Raw genomic sequence first — 18153 nt, forward strand, 5'->3', positions numbered from 1 at the left:
AGACCAGATTCAAAACCGTGCACGCATTCCCACAAACAACGCGCCGCATAACTGAAATCGGAGGCAGCCGCCCCGTTTAGATGAGGTAAATCAGCATGTCTTACGACTTCCAAGGTATTGCCAGTGTGATGACTGCATCGCGCCATTTGGGGACACCATCAGATGAACGCTTGAATGATCCAGTAAACATCCGAATGAGCAGTAGAGGCAAGCCGACCATTGCGCGTTTGGATTTCGACACGCCACTGGATTGGCCGGGCAATCCTAACTTTGTCGCGGTCAATTTACCCGGTGGCGCCACCGTCAGTGGCGTCATCGTCGACATAGAGCGACCCACGAATGCGGCCGGGTGGGTCACTTTTACAGTAGATGATTGAGGTGTGATAAGCGCCGGCGCTCACCCATCGAATTGTCGGACAATTTTTTGAATTTTTTTTGACGTCAAATATCTGTAATTCATGAGCATAAGGAGGCCTCATGAAAGATAACAATCTATTTACCATCGAGTATCAACTTCACGGCGAACCGAAGTCGTTCATCCTGCGCGCATCGCAAATGAACAATGCCGAGGCTTGGCATTGGGCCAGTTGCGATGCAGGTGTCGCCGTCATACCCAAATTTGGCCAACACACCCTCAAGCGTGTTTCCAAACCGATGGCGGAAAAATACGGCATCACACAGGTGCGCTGGAGCGCCGCGACGCAGGTGCAATGGGCGCAGGGTCTCGCATGATGAACAGCCAGACGCTTGGTTATACGATGAGACAAGCACGCGATGATGAGGTCGCGCGAAATAACCAGATGTTTTTCGAAGCCGACCGGCTCGATGCGCAAGCGTACAAAATCATCGAGTCCTACAGCGGCGATGCCCAGACGTGGGCGCGCTTCATCGAAGCGAAGAAAGTCGCAGATGCGCAACGCACCGCCGCTTACCAAGAGTGGATGCGCATTCACCGCGCCAAGCGAAGGTAGCTGACAGCCCTGTCGAAAACAGGGCTGACGCACGGCCAGGTATCACGCCCCTGACTCAGGGTCTTTTGAAGGCCCTCCAGGTGCGACGCCGCCTTGATCGACGTCCACCTCCCAGGGGCGGTTGACCGCCGGGTCCTCCGATTTGTCGTTACGCTTTGCCGTATCGGGACGCACCTTTTGCTCGGTATGCCCCGAGGTGTGGGGTTTGGATGTTTCCCTCATGACGCCTCCTCAATCACTGATATGCAGCACGACCTTTACAGCAGGTACACCCAGCCAAACAGGCGTACCCAGCCCCGGTGCCGGTAAAGCCCTGAATAGAACAGCAACAACAGCAGGAACTGGCCGGCGGCGGCGAGCATGATCACGCCGCCGAACCCGGCTGATAGCGGACGCTCAGCAAACCGGTCGCCCACGAGTCGTTGATTGATCTCATCGAAAAACTGTGTTTCTTACGGCGTTAGTCTGGATCTATTCAGAAGGAATGACGGAAATTTTTCCGTTGCGCTCAAGGATCGCGAATTTGATCTGATTGATCTCCACGATGCCTTGAGCGGATCGGGCGGCTTCAAGAATATCGCTTTCATCCAACCGCGCACGCTTGAGGCGCTCATGGAGCACATTGCCATGCTCGACGACTATCGTCGGGCCGCCATCAAGCAGGCGGGAAAACCAGCGTGAACGCTGTTTGCCCAGTGAGAAACCAATGTCTATTGCAATCAGCGTTGCGATCACCAGCACCGCGTTGGTCAGCGAAAAGTCATCGCCCAGCAACGCCTGCTGGGTCGCCTCGCCAATCACCATCAACAGCACCAGGTCGAAAGTGGTCAGCTCCGCAAGCGAACGCCGGCCGGCGATCTTGAACAGGATCATCAACACCAGGTAGATAGCAGCTGCCCGTAACACCGAATCCATGATGCCCCCCTAGGGATAGATGAACTGTGAGAAACCCAATGAGGCGCCGGTTGGCAGCGAAACGCGCGTCGTAAAAGTGCCCACACCATCGCTGTGCACCGTCAGGTGCACGATCGCCTGCCCTGCGTCGTCGCTGAGCACCCACAGCCTTACGCCCTCGCCTGCGGCACTCGCCTTGAGTGGCTGCGGTTGAAGCATTTCAATTTCAAAGCCGCGCAATAATTCGCCACTGATTTCGACTTCAACCGGTTCGCGGGGTTTGCCCTGAAGATGGACGATCAACTCATCGGAAGAGCCATTGCGCAGGAACCGCTGGTACTCGACCCGCAGTTGTCCATCGGCACTGCGTGCCTCTGCGCTGCTCAGGGGGCCTTTGGAGAACAATCCTGCCAAGGTGAGCCCAATCAGCACAACCAAGCCGTACCAGCCCCATCGCTCGAAACGCCAGACCTTGCGTTGCAAAACCATGTCTTCATCGACGGGGTAATTGCGACTGTGCAGGTCCCGATGAACAGGCTCCTTCATACGCCCCCTTGATCAACCCTTACTGTGTTCTGGAGAGGACGGGCCTTTGGTGATGCCGCGCGGACCCGCAATCGCCCAAATAGCCAACCCCACAAACGGTAATACCAAGACCAACGCCGTCCAACCCGCCTTGCTGGCCGTGCTGTTATCGCTACGCCAGACGCTATTGAGGACCCATAAGTCCAGCAACAACAGAATGACCATCAGGCCAATCCAAAAATAGGTCACTTGCATGACGCACCTCCCGGTTACTGGTTATAAGTTGTTAGGTTTGAGGCGCGGCGATGAGGTTCATATTTTTTGAAATGGCGAAGCGTCGATCTAAAAAGGCGATAATTCAGGCGCAGCTGAATCGCTGAATTAATCGATATCTCAGGAAGAACCAATTTGATACGGCGGCTTTGCAAGCGGGTCACACAACCAGAGAGACCTGCTGACGAAGGATTTAAGCCATGCGATACAACAACACCCACACCACAATGATGGCCTGCCGCCAGTTGGCCATGGAGCAGAATCAAAAGCTTTTCAACGAGGCCAATGCCCTAAGCAAAAGCGCATTCGAATTCTTGGAGCACCCTGATTTCGATAGCGAAATGTTTGATGAATATCTGCGACTTCGCGGCAAAGCTGAAGCGCTTTTCCATGAAGCGATTGAACATCTCTGTTTCTGACCGACCGGGGCCGCCTACAGAATACCGTTACCCAACATTCGGAGAGCCGGTGAGCGTCCGGCCAACTCACTTACCGAGCTCGATCATTAGCGACGATGGTGGAAATTAGAGGGCGCTTGATTCAAGCGATCTTTCCCGTCCGTAGGCCCTAACAAAAGGTTTCAATCACCACGGTGCACTTTCTTGGTCAAAAAAGAATTTCCCAGTGATGGCCGACGAATCAAGACAGGCTAGCCACACGATACCCGAAGTTGCCTGGGCCACTGTCCGGTAGCCCGAATGCCCATTAAAATCGGTGGCGGTATAGCCTGGGTCAACGGCGTTCACGCGGATGCCGAAAGCAGCGAACTCTTTGGAAAATGCAATGGTTACCGCATTCAACGCAGATTTTGAACTGTTGTAACCCATCGCATCGACCCGAGAGTACGGATGTGCTGGATCAGAAGTCCAGGTCAGCGAACCCAACCCGCTACTCACCATCACCACACAGGCCTTCTGCGCTGCTTTCAGAAGAGGAAGGAAGGCTTGAGTAACCCGGATCGGCCCAAACACGTTGGTGTCGTAAACATTCTGGATGTCGCCAATGTCTTGCTCACTGGGTGCGATGGGTTGAGCGCCTGATATACCCGCATTATTAATAAGGACGTCCAGCTTGCCGTCTTCCTCCAAAACCCGTTCAGACGCCGCCCTAATGCTATCGATGTCGCGCACATCAAGGATGACCAAGCGGGCATCTATACCATCGGCCAACAGTCGGGATACGGAAAGCGTACCCAGACTTTCGTCGCGGCTACCTAGCCAAACTCGATAACCCAGCATGCCCATTTCACGGGCGGTTTCGAACCCGATACTCTTGTTCGCACCGGTGATAAGTACGTTTTTTTGGCTCATTGCAGAACTCCATTGGCTATCCGTTGAGGTCTATCAACAACACGCTCGACTGGAGCGCATAGCGTGTACGCACTCTTTGTATCGCGCGTGCGGATGATTGATAACCCGTTTGAATCCGAATAGTCTGATCGCTATGGCGAACAATATTGATCAATGCTCTCTGGATGACCTATCGATTTTTCTTGCGGTTTTCCACGAAAAAGGTTTTCGGACGGCAGCCAAGCGGCTTGGCTTGTCGCCATCAACCGTGAGCGAACGGATCTCTGCGCTGGAGTCGGGCTTGGGCGTTCCCCTGCTCATCCGTACCACTCGAAGCGTTGTCCCGACGGCGGCAGGGCTTGAGCTGGCAGAGCGAATGACTCCGCTTCTCGGAGAAATGAGAGCAGTGTTCGCAGATGTCGCCAGTTCCCTTCAAGACGTGCGAGGCGCGTTGAAGTTGAACGTGACAGGCGCGGTCATGGTAGACATCCTACCGCCACTCATTGATCGCTTTCTCGCACGTTATCCAGAAGTTCGGATCGAGATAATGGTCGAAGATCGCCTTGTAGACGTTACCGCAGCAGGCTGCGACGCCGGGATACGCTATGGGGAACACCTTGCGCAGGACACCATTGCCGTTCCCATAGGACCAAGGTTGCAGCAACTTGCCTTGGCTGCCGCCCCGTCCTATCTAACGTCGCGCGGCATCCCCTCACATCCAAGTGAGTTGATGAATCACGATTGCATCCGTCTACGCTATTCCAGCGGAGCAATGGTCAGCTGGGACTTTGGAAAGAATGGGGAAACCCTGAGCGTCGACCCGCCCGGCAGATTGGTCATTGGCGTCGATGGAGCTGCAGCGGCTATTGATCTGGCGCGAAGTGGCAAGGGCATAATCGCAACCTTCGAAAACTGGCTGCACCCGCATTTCCAACGGGGTGATCTTCAGCCAGTTCTACATGAATGGTGGGATACCTTTGAAGGGCCGTGGCTCTATTTTTCCAGTAGATTGATGTCCGCTCCATTACGGGCATTCGTTGATTTCATTGGGCAAGAACGTCAGTGATCGCCGCCGTTCGTTTCCCCGGTGCCCTCGATCACTCAAGCCAGCTGTATGATGGCCACCGCAAGGCTCCTGCCTCGTGCGACGGAGAAACTGTGGCTCTGTTTCACCACTTCCATTGATAGTCGGCAACCAAAGCAAATGGGGCGTTCCCCCTGCTTTGGGAGACGCCCCTGATCGCCATGCCTTCTTTGAAAAAGAGTGAGTCACATCTACCAATAGCGCTACGGTGGATGCATTACCCTTAACTCTTTAGCTCTTCGGTGCCCCTTGCTCGACCAGCGCGCGCCACGTTTGAACGCTTGGGCGTTCCTGCATTTTGGCGTGCCAGGCTTTGAGAGCAACGCATTGCTCTGGAACCGCAAGCTTCACCAGTGATGCGAAGATCATCCCCCCCAGAACGGCGATATCGGCCATGGAAAATTTATCGCCAGCAACGAACGGCCGAGACGTTAAAAGGTTGTCGAAATAGCGCATACCGCGTACGGCTTTCTCGCCCATTTTCGCGCCCCACTCAGCGTTTTGATAGCGCTCGACCTTTGGCCCCAAGCCAGGGGTGGCATGGTGGAAGTAAACGCTCACCGCATCGAGAAACTCGATCTCTGCGCGCTTGGTCATCATGTGGATGAGACCCTTCTCCAACGGCGTCTCTCCGGTGAGTGACGGATTGCCATCCAGAGTGTCCAGGTACTGCGTGATCGCGGTGCACTCTGCGATCAACGTCCCGTCGGCAAGTTCAAGCACAGGAAGCGTTCCTGAGTAGTTGATTGCCAGAAACTCAGGCTGTTTGTGTTCGCCCGTCCAAAGATTCACTGACACGAAATCAATCTTCGGCAGCAGCCCTTTTTCGGCCAGCGCGATGCGCACCCGAGCTGGATAAGGGCCGTCGAACCAGTCGTAGATTTTCATCTGTGGGATGGATGAAACGTCAGCTTGTTGAGATGCAATAGTCATATCCAGCTACCTGCCTGTCAGTTGGTAGGTGGATATTGCGACCAGAAATTCCCTTTGTCAACACCCTACCTGTCAATTGGCAGGTGCTGTACGTTGGAGTAGGATTGGCCTATACCTGCAGGAAATCAGAGAGGTGCAAGGTGAGCGAAAACGCACGGGAAGCTATCCTGACAGCGGCGAAATCCGCTGCGCAGCTACACGGCTATAGTGGGATCAATTTCAGAAGCATCGCAGATGAAGTCGGCATCAAGAACGCGAGTATCTATTACCATTTCCCTAGCAAAGCGGCCTTGGGCTCCGCGGTTGCTCGCCGTTACTGGGAAGACACATCGGCTGCGCTGTCACAAATCCGGACGACTCATTCTGATCCGTGGGAATGCTTGCAGCTGTTTCCTTCAATCTTTCGGACGTCGCTGGAAAATGCTAACCGACTTTGTCTTTCCAGTTTCATGGCAGCCGAATACGAAGATCTGCCTGAAGAGGTTACGGCTGAAGTCAGGGCATTTGCAGACATAAACGTGGCGTGGTTGATCCAAGTGTTGGAAGACGCTGAATGGGGGGATGTGTACTCCCGCGAGCGACGGGCACGTGCGATCTACACGGCCGTCGCCGGTGCGCAACTCATTGCGCGAACGCGCACGGACATTCACCAATTCGATGATTTGATAGAAAGCTATAAGGAATCAGGACTGATCCCATCCCCCTCTTGATCACGCGTCTGGGCCGTGGCCAGTGGCCGGCTTGAATAATACCTTCTGCATCGCTTGGCGACGGCTTCCGAAAGCGCGCAGAAATGCTTGATTCAGGATGCGGTCGTTCTCGGAGTAGTCCACTGGGCAGTCGATGACGTGTACACCGGGCGTCTTGATGCCGTGCTCCAGCAGGGGCGCCAGGCCCTCTGCGCTCTCCACGCGGTGACCAAAGGCGCCGTAGGCTTCGGCGTATTTGACGAAGTCTGGGTTCCCGTATTCCAAGCCTTATAGATGCCGTTGTCCAACGCTACGATGCCTTCAGATGGCAGTACACGGCGAATGTCAGCGACCAGCCGCTGCGGGTAGATCGGGAAGCGATTATTGTCGCCACCTTCGGCAATCTGCTCCTCATTGGCATTGCGGATTTCCAAAATGGCACGATGTACGAAGTCACCAGACGACAACGCCGCATTGCCCAAAAAGCGCGGAATGATTTTTAGGTCTACCCCACGTAGGGCTGAGCAACTCGCGCATCCGGCTCGCCACTGTCGCCCAGCGCTTTGGCAACGAGTCCGCTGCGCAGACAGCGATTGATGAAGTTCTGGACGTACTCAGCAGAAAGCGCTCTGCCTTTCGGAACAGCCATCGCCTGACGAATTTCCGTAAAATTGTCACTCAACACCCTGACGCCTGTCGTACTTCGGGCGAAGCGCTCCAGCGGCTGACGAACACCTGCAGCTGCATCGAGTCCAAGCTTCAAGAACTCGTCAACGGCGGCGGCTGAAGTGTTCGCTCGAACCAACTCAGCATTTTTCAACGTCCGGGACAAGAACAGGTCATACGCCGCTCCCCTGCCCACTGCGATCCTGCAGCCGACCGAGTCCAATTCAGAAGCTCGATCAGACTTGCTTTGCGTTCGCACCAGATAGGTGCCATCGATGCAGACGTAGGGGTTTGAGAAGGAAATTTTCTCAGCCCTGACTGGCTCAATGGCGAGAAACGCAAGATCCCAAGCGCCTTCCTCAAGTGCTGCGAAGACCTTGCCGGCGGCGTCATAGGCGGTCAGTGAAATAGCAATTCCAAGCTCATCAGCGAGTGCATTGGCCAACACGACCGACACGCCTGAGAAAACCTGGGTCTTCTCGTCAAGCTTCGCCAGTACAGGATTACCGAGGTTAATTGCGACCCGCAGCTTTCCCTGTGGAGCGATATCTTTTCGTACGGCGGCAAGATCAAATTCCACGGCTACTCTCTCCTCTCTATTTCTGATTTATCACCCGCAGCTGCATTCGAACTGACAATGCATTTTCCGATGATCAATACTATTGTCACGCCGACGATGCCGGCACCGTAATGAGCCCAGGCCGGTACCGCCGGCAGGCTTATATCAGTGATCGCCATACTGCCCGCGATCCAACCGAGCAATGCAGCTCCAAGGGTGATGACAATCGGATATCGATCCATGAAATGCAGTACCAACTTGCTGCCCCAGATGATGATCGGGATACTGATCACGATACCAAAGACCACCAGCTCAATCTGCCCGCCGGAGGCCCCTGCTACTGCGACCACGTTGTCCAGACTCATGACCGCGTCGGCAACGATGATGGTCTTGATCGCGCCCCAAAGCTTTGGGCTCGCCGTCATGTTGTCGTGTGCATCCTCATCCTCAGGAACCATCAGCTTGATACCGATCCAGAGGAGCAATAAGGCACCAATGAGCTTGAGCAAAGGCCATTCCAACAGCTGAAGTGCGAAGAATATCATCCCTATTCGCAATAGGATCGCGCCCAGAGCACCGCCAATAATGGCGCGATTACGTTGTGCTTCGGGGAGCTTGCGACACGCCAGCGCGATTACAACCGCGTTGTCGCCGCCCAACAAAATATCGATGGCGATGATTTGCATCACGGCCAGCCAGAACCCTGGCGAGTTTATGAGTTCGATCAAAATGAGCTCTCAAGGCCAGGGGCCGGTCAATCAGATAGTTTTGAAGATCATGCACACAGGGCTGCCGGTCTTGATGACTTGGCCGTTCGCGGCAAGCTCTCCAGTAACCTGATCGACGTCGAAGCTGACAATGGTGTCGCTTTCTTCGTTGGCAATAAACAGGCGCGTGCCATCCGGCGTGAGATTCATAAAGCGAGGCTTACGACCTTGAGACGCAGTGTGCGATTTGGCGGCAAACGCACCATTTGGCTCTATCGCGAAGGTCGTCACGCCGTCCTGCCCCCGATTCGACACATAGAGATAGTTACCGGAAGGCGCCATCACGATGGCCGCCGCACGGCTATTGCCTGTGAAGTGGGATGGCAGTGTGGAGATAATCTCCTGAGGCTGGAGCGAACCTTGATCGGCATCGTAGGCGTACCCTGTGACGCTGCTGTCGAGTTCGTTCACGACGTAAGCGTTTTTCCCTGCCGGTGTAAACACCACATGACGCGGGCCCGCCCCCTCACGGGCTTTGACCATGCTGACCTGGGTAGCACCATATTTCGCGTTGTTCTGCTGCACGCGATAGACGAAGACGCCATCCAACCCTTTGTCGGGGATAACCAGGAATCGTCCGGACGGGTCGAACGGGATCATGTGTGGATGAGAGCTGCTTTGTTCCACTTTATGGGGCCCAGGTTCGCCGGGCAGAGACTCCAGATGAGCCAGCTCGCCGAGGCTACCATCATCCTGAATCGGGAAGATCGCAAAGCCGCCAGTGGCATAGTTTGCAACAGCCAGGAACTTACCGGTCGGATCGACGCTGAGATGAACGGGGTTTTTGCCTTGGGTGCCAACGGTATTGAGCCTGGTCAATTCACCGGTCTTCTCGTCAATGGCGAACGAGCTCACTTCGCTGAGATCACCATGCACGCAGTAAAGATGGGTCTGCGAGTGATTGAAGGCCAAAAACGATGGGTTCACCAGATCATTGAGCGTCTGAACCAATGTGCACGCGCCGGTTTCAGGCGCATAACGGTAGACGGTAATACCTACGCCACGGGCATTTCGCTCTTTGGTTGTGCGCGATCCAACGTAAGCAAACCGAGGGGTCTGCGAGGGTTTGTTATTCGTCATTTTACTTTCATCGCTGGTAGAAGCAGCATGTGCCGGGAGGGTGAAGCCACCCGCTAAGACACCGCCCGCCGCTAGCGCAGAAAGCTGTATGAATTGACGGCGGGGCATCGAGTGCCTAGGGAATTGGGATGAACTCATGGAATGGTTCTCTGTTGTTTTTATTATTGAACGGGGCGGTGTGCTCATGCCGGGCGCAAACCGACATGAACACGGGCTGAATCAGAGAACTTCAGGAACTCGTACCCAACCTTCCATCAGCCGGCGAGCACTGCGGCTCATCACAGCCTTGTCCACACTCCAGCCACCATCTTCCAGCACGGTTTTCGCGCCTACTGCCACGCTGCCGGCGGTATGCCCCATACGAACTTGGCGATCCCCAATGTCGCCAACGATACGATTCACCAGCGTGCCATCAAGAGCAGCCGCGACAGCAACCGCGACTGCGCCAGTACCCGTTATCGCGTGGTGCAGCTTGCCCATCGACAGGATCCGGGCGATCACGTCGATATCACCTGGCTCGACGAACTTGCCACCCGCAGCCTGATAGCTCTGAGGCTTGGCCACAAAGCAAAGCTTGGGCGTATGCGGACGCAGACGAGTTGCCTCTTCGGCGGTTGCGGCCAACCCCATCGCAACAGTGCAATGCGCACGGATGGTTTCACAGCGCGCCAGGAGCTCGGCATCGCCATTGACCTGATCCTGAGTTTCGGTACCTTTGAGACCCACTCGGTCAGCCTCAAGGAAAATGGTGGGGTTACCCGCGTTCAACAACGTGACGGGCATAAGGCCAATGCCTGGAATTTCCAGTTCATCGACGGCGTTACCGGTGGGCAGAATGCTGCCGTCCGACCCGCCAGGCTTGAGAAACTCCAGCACGATTTCAGCAGCTGGAAACGCCACACCATCAAGTACGAAGTCACCCTCCTCCAGCACCTCACCGTTGCGCATCGGCACGTGGGCGATGATTCGTTTCTGTATATTGGCCTGCCATATACGGACAACGGCGATGCCATCACGAGGAGCATCCACCAAGCCTTCAGAGATCGCATACGGGCCAACAGCCGAACTCAGGTTGCCGCAGTTACCTGACCAGTCAATAACCGGTGTCTCGATGGCCGGAGCCCCGAACAGATAATCAACGTCGCAATCTTCACGACTTGCTTGACCGATGATCACAACCTTGCTGGTACTGGAGGTAGCACCACCCATTCCGTCGATCTGCTTGCCGTACACATCTGGACTGCCGATCACACGAAGAAGGATGGCATCCCGCTCTTGGCCAGCAGGCGGCAGATCCTTGTCGAGAAAGAACACGCCCTTACTGGAGCCGCCACGCATGTAAACAGCTGGGATACGTCTTTGAGTCATTTGATATCTCCTACGACAAATCAGCGGCGCATCAGTTGGCGGATGCGTTCTTCATGCTTTCGATCAGCAACTGCGGCAACAAACCACCGCTGCGCAAGTAACGAACGTCCTCGAAGGTATCCAGACGGCTCACGACGCTGACGCGCTCGGTTTCGCCGTTTTCGCGTTCAATCACCAGAGTGACCTTGGCGCCTGGCTGGAAGTCATCAGTGATGCCCTCTACGCTAAAGATTTCGCGGCCGTTCAGACCGAGGCTTTGACGCGAGACACCTTGCTCGAACTGCAGCGGAAGGATGCCGAGCCCTGCCAGGTTCGTGCGGTGGATACGCTCGAAGCTCTCTGCGACCACAACACGAACACCCAGCAGCCGTGGGCCTTTGGCTGCCCAGTCGCGAGAGGAACCGCTTCCATATTCCTTACCGGCAACGACGATCAGCGACTGCTTGCGATCCGCGTAGACCTCAGCAGCCTTGAAAATCGTTGTGACTTCTTTCTCGGGCAGCAGCAGTGTCCATGGGCCTTCGCGACCATCTTCGAGCAGCTCGTTCTTCAGGCGTGGACTTGCGAAGGTCGCACGCTGTGCAGCCTCATGGTTGCCCCGACGAGTGCCGTAGGAGTTGAACTCAGGCACAGCGATACCGTGGGACTGCAGGTATTGACCCGCATCACTTTCCGGCAGGATCGCACCCGATGGAGAAATGTGGTCGGTGGTGATGTTGTCTGACAGCATGGCGAGGACACGCATATTGCTGAGATCTTTGCGGGTATCCGTAGCCGTGACCGCGTCGCTCCAGTACGGGGGTTTGCGGATGTACGTACTGCTGGCCTGCCAGGCATATTGGTCGCTGACGCCTGCACGCAAGTCACTGGCAATCAAACCTGCTTCACGAGGGATATCTTCGTACGCCTTGTCGAAGAGGTCTGCGGTCAGGTTGTCCGCTTCGATCCGTGTTAGTTCTTCGTCACTTGGCCACAGCTCGTGCAGGTAAACAGGCACACCGTTGTCATCCAGGCCGAGAGCATCTTTCTCCGGATCGATCAAATAGGTGCCGGAGATGGCATAAGCAACAATCAGCGGCGGCGACATGATGAAGACTTCGCGAGCCAGTGGGTGAACCCGACCTTCGAAATTACGATTGCCGGAGGTCGCTGCCACGGTTTCCAGCTTGCGGCTACGGATCTCTGCTTCGATCTCAGGGCTCAGCAGTGGCCCCGACATACCGTTACAGGTGGTGCAGCCGTAACCGACCAGGTTGAAGCCCAATGCGTCGAGATCTTCGTTGAGCCCGGAACGTTCGAGGTAATCAGAAACGACCATCGAGCCAGGTGCAAAGGACGTCTTGACCCAAGGAGCACGCTTCAAGCCACGTTTACGTGCGTTTCGCGCGACCAACCCGGCGGCGATCACGCCGCGTGGGTTAGAAGTGTTAGTGCAGCTGGTGATAGCCGCGAGGACGACCGAGCCGTTGTCCAAGCCAACTGGAAGGTTGGTCGCTGGTGCTTTTTGACCCAATACAATTCGTTGGTGTGGTTGCTTTGGCCCCGCAATTGAACGCGCAACAGAGCTGAGATTCAGCGTTACGACGCGGTTGTACTCAGCCTCACCCAGGCTGTCATGCCACAGGCCTTGAGCGCGAGCATAAGCCTCAGTCAGGCCGGAAATCTGACCGCCACGACCCGTCATGCGCAAATAATGCAGAGTACGATCATCAATCGCGAACATCGCCGCGGTTGCGCCGAACTCAGGCGCCATGTTGGACAAAGTGCCACGATCAGCCAGCGACAGTTGTGGTACGCCAGGGCCGAAGAATTCCAGGAATGAACCGATCACGCCAGCCTTGCGCAGTTGCTCAGTGAGCGCCAGTGCGATGTCCGTTGCCAAGTAGCCTTGAGGCAACGTGCCTTCCAGACGTACGCCGACAATCTCCGGTAAACGCAGCATCAACGATTTACCCAGCATTGCCGCTTCAGCTTCGATACCGCCTACACCCCAGCCCAACACGCCAATGGCATTGATCATAGTGGTGTGGCTGTCGGTGCCGACCAATGTATCCGGGAATGCCCACAGCTCGCCGTCACGACGCTGAGTCCCCACGACCGTAGTCAGGCGCTCCAAGTTGATCTGGTGAAGGATGCCCTTGCCCGAAGGAATAATCGACAAATTGCTGAACGCCTTGTTGCACCAGTCCAGGAACTGAAAACGTTCGGCATTGCGTTCACGCTCGATGGCTTCGTTATCGGCAAGTGCGCTGGCATCCCCCCAACGCTCGACGTTGAGCGAGTGATCCACGACGAGGTGAGTTGGAGTGACAGGGTTGACCAGGCGTGGATTGCCACCTTTCTCGGCAACAGCATCACGCAGCCCGGCGAGGTCGACCAACGCAGGCGTACCGAGCAGATCCTGCAGGACAACACGGGCTGGTCGGAAAGGGATATCGAATTCTTTGGAGCGGGCGCAGATGACTTTGAGCGCGGCTTCAGGGTCAGCCTCCCCGCGCAAAACGTTCTCGGCAAGGATTCGCAGACTGTAGGGCAGCTTTGCGTAATCACCGCCCAGGTCAGTCACGACCCCACGAATGTCGCTGACACGGTACTCGATCCCGTTGGCGGAAACGATTTGACCCTTTGACTCAGGCATTGGCTAATCCTCACAGGCTGTACAAGCAATGTTTTTGTGAGGGCAATATTGCACTTTGTAATGATATAGGTCAATGTTGATTCATCCGATTCACCCCACCACCGAAATCGGACGTACCTCTTCGCGCTCAGCCAGGCAGGTACGGTTCAAAAAAATAAACATAAGAAAATGAGGCCCACCATGATCCAGCTTGCGCACACCCGATCCGTTCAACCTCCCTTGCGCATCGAGCCTGTCTCGACCTGAATCACGCCGGCTACCTTGCAGCTGTCAGGCTGCCAGGTGCCCTACAAATACAAGAAAAAAGGGAGTTCGACCGTGCTGACAATCCTTGGCTTTTCGATGGTCATCTGTTTTATGTACCTGATCATGACCAAGCGCCTTTCGGCGTTGATCGCTCTGATCCTGATCCCCATCCTGTTCGCCCTGATTGGCGGGCACTACGCAGGTTTGGGCGGGATGATGCTCGACGGCGTGAAAACGCTGGCCCCTACCGGCGTCATGCTGACGTTCTCGATCCTGTACTTCGGGATCATGATTGACGCAGGGCTTTTCGATGGGTTGGTGCGCTTCATCCTGAAGCTGGTGAAAGGCGACCCTTTGAAGGTTCTGGTCGGTACTGCCGTGCTAACCATGCTGGTGTCGCTGGACGGTGATAGCTCAACGACCTACATGATTGCGTGTGCAGCATTTCTGCCGCTTTATCAGCGACTGGGGATGAGCGTTCTGGGGATGACGTGCCTGGTCAACATCGCCAGCGGCATCATGAACATCTCCCCGTGGGGTGGCCCTACCGCGCGCGCAGCCGCTGCCTTGCATGTTGATGCCATGGACATCTTTGTTCCGATGATCCCTGGGATGCTGATCGGTGCTGCCTGCCTGGTGTTCACCGCCGTGATTCTGGGAAGAAAGGAGCGTGCGCGTCTTGGCATCATTCACCTGGACGATTTCCACGACGGATCGATGGCGCTGGGTACCGGTTCTGCTGAAGAGTGTGACGGTAACCGACGTCCGAAAATGTTCTGGCCGAACCTCATCCTGACGCTGACCCTCATCACATGCCTAGTGCTGGGCACTATGCCGATCCAGATACTGTTCATGGTCGGCTTTGCCATCGCGATCACGCTCAACTACCCAACAATCGAGGATCAAAAAGCCCGCATTGCAGCTCACGCAGCCAACGTACTGGCGGTAACGGCTGTCATCTTCGCTGCAGGTATCTTCACTGGAATCCTGTCCGGCACCGGCATGGTGGACTCAATGGCCAAAAGCCTGCTGTACGTGATTCCGCCGAGCTTCGGGCCATTTCTTGCAGTATTCACTGCCGTGGTGAGCCTGCCGTTCACCTTTTTCATGTCGAACGATGCGTTCTACTTCGGGATCCTGCCAGTCATTGCTCAGACCGCTGCCCAGTACGGCATTACACCACTGGAAATTGCGCGCGCGTCCGTTGTTGGCCAGCCGGTTCACTTATTGAGTCCTCTCGTGCCCTCGCTTTATTTGCTGGTCGCCTTGGCCAAGGTCGACCTGGGCGATCACCAGCGATTCGCGCTGAAGTGGGCGATTCTAGCAAGCTTTGGATTGTTCCTAGGGGGCGTACTGTTCGGCGCTTTCCCGTTCTATCAGGTTCGCTGAACAGATATTGCGCGTTCAAAACACATCGGCGGAGATCAGAAGAGTGGTCTCTGCCGCTGCATGGCACGACGCGCTAGAATGGCAGCTCTGTGGTTCAGCTCTTTCTGGTTCCCGATCCTATGCCTCTAAGCCCACTGCAAGCACGCATTGCGCGTGACATCGTCTCCCACGTACGTCGTGAACGCTTCCCTGTTGGTCATCACCTGGTCGAGTCCCAGCTGGCTACGACGCTCAATGTGTCGCGCACGCCGGTCAAGTTCGCCATGGGCCATCTGGTCGAAAAAGGCATGCTGACCTATGACCGCAACAGAGGTTTTTTCCTAGCCCGCGCGAGCGATGATCTGGGTGATCTCGTCTCTGAGGTCATGGGAAACAGCGACGATCCTCTTTACCTGAAACTTGCAGAGCTGCGACTGAGCAGACAGCTTCCTGAGCTGTTTACTGAGATCGAATTTATGCGCCAGTTTGACGTTTCCAGGGCAGCGCTGCGAGCCGTACTGTCCCGTATCCAGCAAGAAGGCTGGGTCGAACAGCGTGCGGGTCAGGGATGGCGTCTGCTGCCGATGATCGACTCTGTCGAAGCCTATGAAGAAAGCTACTCCTTTCGCGCCACCATTGAGCCTTCCGGCCTTCTGTCACCGACATTTCAGCTTGATCGCGAAACCCTGGCGGCCTGTCGTCGGCAGCAGGAATTCATTGCCAATGGTGGGTATCTGACGATGACGGCACAGGAGTTGTTTGAGGCCAACTCTCTGTTCCACGAGACTCTGGCGGCATGTTCAGGCAACCGCTTCCTACAGCAGACCGTACGTCGCCTCGACCAACTACGCCGGCTCGTTGAATACCGGCAGGCAAGCGCACGTACACCCCGTAAAGGCCAAGCCGAAGAACACCTGGCGATTCTGGAGTGCCTGGAACGGGGCGACCGACTGGCAGCCGCTGATCAAATGCGACGCCATCTGGAACAGGCAAGACGCCACAAAGTCGACCCCGCTCTCTTCGAATAAGCCCAACGCCTGCCCTGGAGTTGTCACGCGACCTGTCTAGGTCACGTGCGCTCTTTCCTGCCCGCCGATCGCCATCGACGCCTCACGTCAGTCGTCTGGTCCCATCTGTTTTTCAGAAAACACAGATTGACTTATATCATTACAAAGTACACTTTGAGCCCTGCAAAGAAACGAGCTCTCGCATACGTGTCCGCCTGAACACAACGCCATGCCTGAAGCTCGGTTACGCACACACCACAATCAGAATAATGGTGAACACATGTCATACCGTAGAGGCTGGATAGCCGTCTTCCTATTCTCCTTGGCCATGGTCAATTACATGGATCGCATCGCGCTTTCCATTGCGGCCAAACCCATCGCAGAAGAGTTTCATCTCACATCAGTCGGGATGGGCTACCTATTCTCGTCCTTCATCTGGAGCTATGCGCTCTTCCTGATTCCGGTCGGCCTGCTGATTGATAGGTACGGCGTGAAACGCGTCGGCGGCTTAGGTATTTTCATCTGGTCTCTGGCAACGGCACTCACAGGTGCAGCATCCAGCTTTGCCAGTCTGTTGGCTGCACGGCTAGTCATGGGCGCCGGCGAATCGGTTAGCAACCCGGTGGGTGCCAAGGTCATTCGTGAATGGATTCCGAGCACGGAGCGCGGCACCATCACCGCTATCTTCAACAGCGGCTCTTATGCGGGCCCAGCGATCTGTTCAGTGGTGCTCGCTGCATTGGTTGCAGCATTCGGCTGGCGTTTGTCTTTCGTGATAGCGGGCGCCATCGGGTTTAGTTGGCTAGTGGTGTGGTACTTCTTCTACGACAAGCCTGAGCAGGTGAAGTGGCTTGCGAAAGACGAGCGCGAACACATCGTTGCCACTCGCGCCACCACTTCAACCGGCAATACCGCAACGGCGGCCTATGGCCTCAAAAAACTGCTGAAAACTCCGACCCTTTGGGGCCTGGCTATCACTCAAGGCTGCAACGTCTACACGCAGTATCTGTTCCTGACATGGCTACCGAGCTACCTGCAAGAAGTAAAACACCTGACCATTGCCAAGAGCGGTCTGTTCACAGCCATTCCTTACGCAGCCGCCGTGGTGCTGTGCATTGTGATCGGCAAGTTGAGCGACCAGTATCTCAAGAACGGCGGTGGTGCCGCCTCTGGCAAACGTCGTAACGTCATCGCCCTGACCATGCTGATCGCAAGCTGCATTTTGCTGATCCCGTTTGCCGACAACATCGCCCTCCTGGTGTTGATTTTCTCCCTCACCTTGGCAGGCATCGCTTCGACCACATCGTTGAACTTCTCTTTGCTCAACGACATGCTCCCAAGCTCGGGCGATGTGGGCCGGGCGATGGCATTTGTCGTGGTGGGCGGTAACATTTTCGGCATGTTGGCGCCCGTTGTGACTGGCTATGTCATCAACGAAACCGGAAGCTACAACTGGGCGTTCGCCATTGCAGGTGGACTGCTAGTAACTGGTGCAATTGTGACGCTGAGCATGACCAGGACGCCGATGATTCCTGAGAACCAGCGGGCTACCGAGCTTCTAACTCCACAAATCGCTTAAGATTTCGATCTATCAGTTCTCGCACCGTTCTCATACAGCGCCTGAAGGGCGCTGGTGATGAACATCCTCCATGCCTGGATGAGCGCCCAGCGCGATCTGCTGCCCGAAGGCTCAGCCATCAGTAGAGCACTCGATTACAGCCTGAAACGCTGGGCAGCGCTATCACGCTACATCGATGACGGGGCAGTCAGTATTCCTGTCGCTATAGCATCTCTGT

Annotated in this window: 20 protein-coding genes and 2 pseudogenes; 10 read left to right on the forward strand and 12 right to left on the reverse strand. The window is 55.6% G+C overall.

Annotated elements, in window-relative coordinates; all coding sequences use genetic code 11:
• Nucleotides 1–95: 95 nt before the first annotated feature.
• The 3 genes from BLV67_RS27030 (at nucleotide 96) to BLV67_RS27040 (ending at nucleotide 971) form a co-directional block, all read left to right on the forward strand.
• Nucleotides 96–377: a hypothetical protein gene (locus BLV67_RS27030; protein WP_074854553.1), complete on the forward strand. Its 282-nt coding sequence runs from the start codon at nucleotides 96–98 to the stop codon at nucleotides 375–377.
• A 100-nt stretch (nucleotides 378–477) separates the two neighbouring features.
• On the forward strand, nucleotides 478–732 hold the full coding sequence (locus BLV67_RS27035; protein WP_065931210.1) for a DUF6555 family protein: 255 nt from the start codon (nucleotides 478–480) through the stop codon (nucleotides 730–732).
• Nucleotides 732–971, forward strand: a complete 240-nt coding sequence (locus tag BLV67_RS27040) for a hypothetical protein (protein WP_069787438.1) — start codon at nucleotides 732–734, stop codon at nucleotides 969–971. The genes BLV67_RS27035 and BLV67_RS27040 overlap by 1 nt, the downstream gene beginning before the upstream one ends.
• A 42-nt stretch (nucleotides 972–1013) precedes the next feature.
• Here the strand turns inward: BLV67_RS27040 and BLV67_RS32740 are convergent, their stop codons facing one another.
• The 4 genes from BLV67_RS32740 to BLV67_RS27055 all read right to left on the reverse strand — a co-directional run bounded on the left by BLV67_RS32740 (nucleotide 1014) and on the right by BLV67_RS27055 (nucleotide 2645).
• The gene (locus BLV67_RS32740) at nucleotides 1014–1193 is read right to left on the reverse strand and encodes a hypothetical protein (RefSeq protein WP_122815505.1); all 180 of its coding nucleotides are present in this window, start codon (nucleotides 1191–1193) and stop codon (nucleotides 1014–1016) included.
• 249 nt (nucleotides 1194–1442) lie between these two features.
• Nucleotides 1443–1886, reverse strand: a complete 444-nt coding sequence (locus BLV67_RS27045) for a DUF421 domain-containing protein (protein ID WP_065931208.1) — start codon at nucleotides 1884–1886, stop codon at nucleotides 1443–1445.
• Nucleotides 1887–1895: 9 nt separating this feature from the next.
• Complete coding sequence (locus tag BLV67_RS27050; protein WP_065931207.1) at nucleotides 1896–2411, reverse strand: hypothetical protein; 516 nt, start codon at nucleotides 2409–2411, stop codon at nucleotides 1896–1898.
• A 12-nt stretch (nucleotides 2412–2423) separates the two neighbouring features.
• The gene (locus tag BLV67_RS27055) at nucleotides 2424–2645 is read right to left on the reverse strand and encodes a PLDc N-terminal domain-containing protein (protein ID WP_069787437.1); all 222 of its coding nucleotides are present in this window, start codon (nucleotides 2643–2645) and stop codon (nucleotides 2424–2426) included.
• A gap of 218 nt (nucleotides 2646–2863) precedes the next feature.
• On the opposite strand from BLV67_RS27055, the gene BLV67_RS27060 reads away from it, so the two are divergent.
• The gene (locus BLV67_RS27060) at nucleotides 2864–3082 is read left to right on the forward strand and encodes a hypothetical protein (protein WP_069787436.1); all 219 of its coding nucleotides are present in this window, start codon (nucleotides 2864–2866) and stop codon (nucleotides 3080–3082) included.
• Between the two features lie 165 nt (nucleotides 3083–3247).
• Here the strand turns inward: BLV67_RS27060 and BLV67_RS27065 are convergent, their stop codons facing one another.
• Entirely contained in the window at nucleotides 3248–3973 is a 726-nt protein-coding gene (locus tag BLV67_RS27065) for an SDR family oxidoreductase (protein ID WP_069787435.1), read from the reverse strand.
• A gap of 133 nt (nucleotides 3974–4106) precedes the next feature.
• Here BLV67_RS27065 and BLV67_RS27070 point away from each other — a divergent pair, with 133 nt between their 5' ends.
• Complete coding sequence (locus tag BLV67_RS27070; protein ID WP_065931203.1) at nucleotides 4107–5018, forward strand: LysR family transcriptional regulator; 912 nt, start codon at nucleotides 4107–4109, stop codon at nucleotides 5016–5018.
• 249 nt (nucleotides 5019–5267) lie between these two features.
• Here BLV67_RS27070 and BLV67_RS27075 read toward each other — a convergent pair whose 3' ends face one another.
• The gene (locus BLV67_RS27075; protein ID WP_122528129.1) at nucleotides 5268–5924 is read right to left on the reverse strand and encodes a glutathione S-transferase; all 657 of its coding nucleotides are present in this window, start codon (nucleotides 5922–5924) and stop codon (nucleotides 5268–5270) included.
• 185 nt (nucleotides 5925–6109) lie between these two features.
• On the opposite strand from BLV67_RS27075, the gene BLV67_RS27080 reads away from it, so the two are divergent.
• Nucleotides 6110–6679 carry a TetR/AcrR family transcriptional regulator gene (locus BLV67_RS27080; protein ID WP_065931239.1) on the forward strand — a complete coding sequence of 190 codons (570 nt, stop codon included), beginning with the start codon at nucleotides 6110–6112 and terminating at the stop codon, nucleotides 6677–6679.
• On the opposite strand, the pseudogene BLV67_RS32135 reads toward BLV67_RS27080, so the two are convergent.
• The 6 genes and pseudogenes from BLV67_RS32135 to BLV67_RS27110 all read right to left on the reverse strand — a co-directional run.
• A pseudogene (locus tag BLV67_RS32135) lies at nucleotides 6680–7149 on the reverse strand (thiamine pyrophosphate-dependent enzyme); the annotation flags it as partial.
• A 14-nt stretch (nucleotides 7150–7163) separates the two neighbouring features.
• Complete coding sequence (locus BLV67_RS27090; protein WP_069787433.1) at nucleotides 7164–7904, reverse strand: transporter substrate-binding domain-containing protein; 741 nt, start codon at nucleotides 7902–7904, stop codon at nucleotides 7164–7166.
• Nucleotides 7905–7906: 2 nt separating this feature from the next.
• Nucleotides 7907–8611, reverse strand: a complete 705-nt coding sequence (locus tag BLV67_RS27095; RefSeq protein WP_083269392.1) for a TerC family protein — start codon at nucleotides 8609–8611, stop codon at nucleotides 7907–7909.
• A gap of 30 nt (nucleotides 8612–8641) precedes the next feature.
• Nucleotides 8642–9730, reverse strand: coding sequence for a lactonase family protein (locus BLV67_RS27100; protein WP_074854554.1), 1089 nt, complete (start codon nucleotides 9728–9730; stop codon nucleotides 8642–8644).
• A 219-nt stretch (nucleotides 9731–9949) separates the two neighbouring features.
• Complete coding sequence (gene prpF, locus BLV67_RS27105) at nucleotides 9950–11098, reverse strand: 2-methylaconitate cis-trans isomerase PrpF (protein ID WP_069787431.1); 1149 nt, start codon at nucleotides 11096–11098, stop codon at nucleotides 9950–9952.
• A gap of 31 nt (nucleotides 11099–11129) precedes the next feature.
• Complete coding sequence (locus BLV67_RS27110; protein WP_069787430.1) at nucleotides 11130–13736, reverse strand: aconitate hydratase; 2607 nt, start codon at nucleotides 13734–13736, stop codon at nucleotides 11130–11132.
• A 318-nt stretch (nucleotides 13737–14054) separates the two neighbouring features.
• Here BLV67_RS27110 and BLV67_RS27115 point away from each other — a divergent pair, with 318 nt between their 5' ends.
• The 4 genes and pseudogenes from BLV67_RS27115 to BLV67_RS32745 all read left to right on the forward strand — a co-directional run.
• On the forward strand, nucleotides 14055–15371 hold the full coding sequence (locus tag BLV67_RS27115) for a CitMHS family transporter (protein ID WP_069787429.1): 1317 nt from the start codon (nucleotides 14055–14057) through the stop codon (nucleotides 15369–15371).
• 89 nt (nucleotides 15372–15460) lie between these two features.
• Complete coding sequence (locus BLV67_RS27120; protein ID WP_239694307.1) at nucleotides 15461–16378, forward strand: GntR family transcriptional regulator; 918 nt, start codon at nucleotides 15461–15463, stop codon at nucleotides 16376–16378.
• 259 nt (nucleotides 16379–16637) lie between these two features.
• Nucleotides 16638–17936 (forward strand): MFS transporter, encoded by a 1299-nt coding sequence (locus tag BLV67_RS27125; protein WP_065931195.1) that lies wholly within the window; start codon nucleotides 16638–16640, stop codon nucleotides 17934–17936.
• A 66-nt stretch (nucleotides 17937–18002) separates the two neighbouring features.
• Nucleotides 18003–18131, forward strand: a pseudogene (locus BLV67_RS32745) (IS66 family transposase); the annotation flags it as partial.
• Nucleotides 18132–18153: the final 22 nt, after the last annotated feature.

This window comes from Pseudomonas salomonii, from assembly GCF_900107155.1.
GTDB classification, from domain to species: Bacteria; Pseudomonadota; Gammaproteobacteria; order Pseudomonadales; family Pseudomonadaceae; genus Aquipseudomonas; species Aquipseudomonas salomonii.